The following is a 2,821-nucleotide window of genomic DNA, read 5'->3' as shown; positions in this document are numbered from 1 at the left end:
AATGGGCCGGCGACCCGCGCTACGCCAACGAACATTGGCGGATGGACCAGATTTTCGCCCGCGCCCCGGCCCTATCCTGACTCCGCTTCTCCGAACTGGAAATTCAAAGATGACCGAGCACCGTTCGCCCATCCTGTCGCGCCGCCGCNTGCTGAGCGGAGTTGGCACAGCCGCAGCCGCCGGACTGCTGGCCCGCCCGGCCTTCGCCGCCGCCAATGCCACCGGTGCCGCCGGCGACACTCTCAACGTCGGCCACCAGCGCTCCACCATCCACTCGCTCCCGGACGCCTCCGGCCAGTTGAAGAACATCCCCTAAACGCTGGAGTTTGCCGATTTCCCGGCCGCGGCACCGGTGCCGGAAGCGCTGGGCGCAGCGATGCCAAGGCCGAAGACATCCGCGCATCCACTTCCTGGCGCTGCTGCTGCCGGTGATCGTGCTGACCATCGTCATCTACGCCCCGGCTTCCTTGTCCAAATCACTGCTTTCGTTGCTCCCTGCCGGCCTTGTCGTCGACCGGGTTTCCGTCGACGCTGATCGGGTGACCTTTGTGGCCCACATGCGGGCGACAAAGGCAGCCTGTCCGCTGTGCCGCAGCCCGTGCGCACGCATCCACAGTCGGTACTCACGACATCTGGGCGATCTGCCGTGGCAGGGCCGGGTTGGCGACCTTCACCCGCAGGTTCGCCACTTCCGGCGTGCGGCAGCGGACTGTCCCCGCCGCCCGGTTGGCCACCCGGCTCGCCATGCCGGTGAGCGGGCGACACGCTGCTGCGCCTGATCCGGGCGGAGCCCGATGGCGCCGATCCCAACACCCTGTGTCATCGGCATTGGTCGAATTTGGCCAGGACGGATCGATCGCCGCCGGTAAATCGACTGGCGGAGCAGCCCCGCCCATTGCCAAACCCTACCCGTCCCAGCGGTGGGAGAGAATGAAGCTGTAGCGTTCGGACCGGATGTCGAACACCGAACGGTCGGCACAGCCGCCGCCAACGAAGACGGACCGGCGCTGCATCACCAGCACCGGCGTGCCCGCTGGCAGGCCGAGTGCCGCCGCAACCTCCGCTTCGGCTGCTGCCGCCTTGACCTCGATGTCGGCGCCGCCGACCGGCTTGCCGACGATGTCCTGCAGGATGCCGTAGATTGGCCTGTGCCCGGCCGCTTGCCAGTCGACCAGTTCCAGAGCCGGAGGCAGCAGGCTGCGGCCAAGAGCCACCGGCTCGCCATCCACCAGATGCAGGCGGCACACCTCCAGGCAGGTCGGGCCGAAATCCTCCCGCAGTTCCAACGGAGTCGGCACCAGCCGCGCCGACAAGGGCCGCATCGTGGCGTCCAACCCCTGCAGGCGCAGCGATTCGTGGAAACTGCGCAGACGGTCGAGCGGATGCTGGACGCGCTTGCCCGCCGTGAAGGTTCCCTTGCCCTTGCGGCGCTCGATCAGCCCCTCCGCCTCCAGCCGGTCAAGCGCCAGCCGGACGGTGACCCGACTGACGCCGAAGCGGACACCGATCTCGTTTTCGGTCGGCAACCGCCCCGACGGCTCGAACAGACGAGCGGCGATCTCGTCGCGCAGCCGGTCGGCAATCTGCCGGTACAGCGCCGTCGCGTTGTCTCGCACCACGGGCACCCAGGCTTCCCTCCCTGATTGATCGACCCGACCAACGGATCGAGGCTGCCTAGATGCCACCGGCGGCGGGACGGCTCAAGCCTCGACGCTGCCAGGCCGCCGGCTGCGTGAATCCGATTAAATTCCCTAGTTGCCAAGTATTTTATTATATGTATTATATTGTATTGTCTTGTTGAACCGGTTGATAGGAAGGGTAGAATGGATATGGGCTGTGAAATCCTGCTCTCTCCTTCCAGCGTTCGCAGCGGCGGAGCCGCCTTCCATGTGGACGGTGTGGATTTCGCCTATGATGGCGCACACCCGGTATTCCGATCGCTGGCGCTGACCGCCCGCCCTGGAGAGTTCGTGGCGCTGCTCGGCCCATCGGGCTGCGGCAAGACCACGCTGCTCAATCTGCTGTCCGGCTTCCTGCCGCCCAATTCCGGCCGCATCACCATCGACGGGGAGACGGTGACGCCGGAAATGCCGTCGCTCGGTTATGCCTTCCAGTCGCCGCAGTTGTTTCCTTGGCTGGACGTGCTCGACAATGTCCGATTCGGTCTGAGAATGGCCGGCCGGCTGCCGGATGCGGACCGGCGGGACAAGGCGATGGCGGCGCTGGCGCTGGTCGGGCTGGAGGCCGCGGCCGGCAAATTCCCCCACCAGCTGTCGGGCGGCATGCAGCAGCGGGTGGCCCTGGCCCGCGCACTGGTGCTGGAACCGCGCCTGCTGCTGATGGACGAGCCGTTCGCCGCGCTGGACGCCATCACCCGCGCCACCCTCAACGAAGAACTGCTGCGGCTTTGCGGCCGGCTCGGCCAAACGGTCCTGTTCATCACCCACGACGTGGAGGAGGCGGTGTTCCTGGCCGACCGCGTCGTGCTGCTCGGCATCGCCCCGGCCGGCATCCACAGCGAACTGGCCATCGACCTGCCCCGCCCGCGCCGCCTGCGCGAGACCCGGCGGCTGGAGCGCTTCACCACCCTGACCGACACGCTGCTGGAGCGGATTTCCGCCATCGTCGCCGCGGCCTGAGCCGCCCTGCGGACGTTTCCCTGCCAGCTTCCAACCAGCACCGATCAAAAGGATTTCGCGCATGAACCGGATGTTCGCCGCGGCGCTGTCCGCTGCCTTGTACGGCTCCATCGTGCTGCTCGCCGGCATCGCCCCGGCCGGGGCCGCCACCACGGCCGACAGCCGCCCACTCCGGATCGGCT

At 67.4% G+C, this 2,821-nt stretch carries 2 protein-coding genes and 1 pseudogene; 2 read left to right on the top strand and 1 reads right to left on the bottom strand.

Features of this window, described 5'->3' with window-relative positions; genetic code table 11:
• Nucleotides 1-449 precede the first annotated feature (449 nt).
• Nucleotides 450-793, top strand: a pseudogene (locus tag I71_RS36665) (ISL3 family transposase); the annotation flags it as partial.
• A 112-nt stretch (nucleotides 794-905) separates the two neighbouring features.
• Here I71_RS36665 and I71_RS31855 read toward each other — a convergent pair.
• Entirely contained in the window at nucleotides 906-1,625 is a 720-nt protein-coding gene (locus I71_RS31855) for a GntR family transcriptional regulator (protein WP_042703771.1), read from the bottom strand.
• Nucleotides 1,626-1,823: 198 nt separating this feature from the next.
• On the opposite strand from I71_RS31855, the gene I71_RS31850 reads away from it, so the two are divergent.
• The gene (locus I71_RS31850) at nucleotides 1,824-2,639 is read left to right on the top strand and encodes an ABC transporter ATP-binding protein (protein ID WP_199902308.1); all 816 of its coding nucleotides are present in this window, start codon (nucleotides 1,824-1,826) and stop codon (nucleotides 2,637-2,639) included.
• Nucleotides 2,640-2,821: the final 182 nt, after the last annotated feature.

Source organism: Azospirillum sp. B506, assembly GCF_000333595.1.
GTDB lineage: Bacteria > Pseudomonadota > Alphaproteobacteria > Azospirillales > Azospirillaceae > Azospirillum.
The sequence above is the reverse complement of the archived record's forward strand: the minus strand, read 5'-3'. Positions and strand labels throughout refer to the sequence as shown.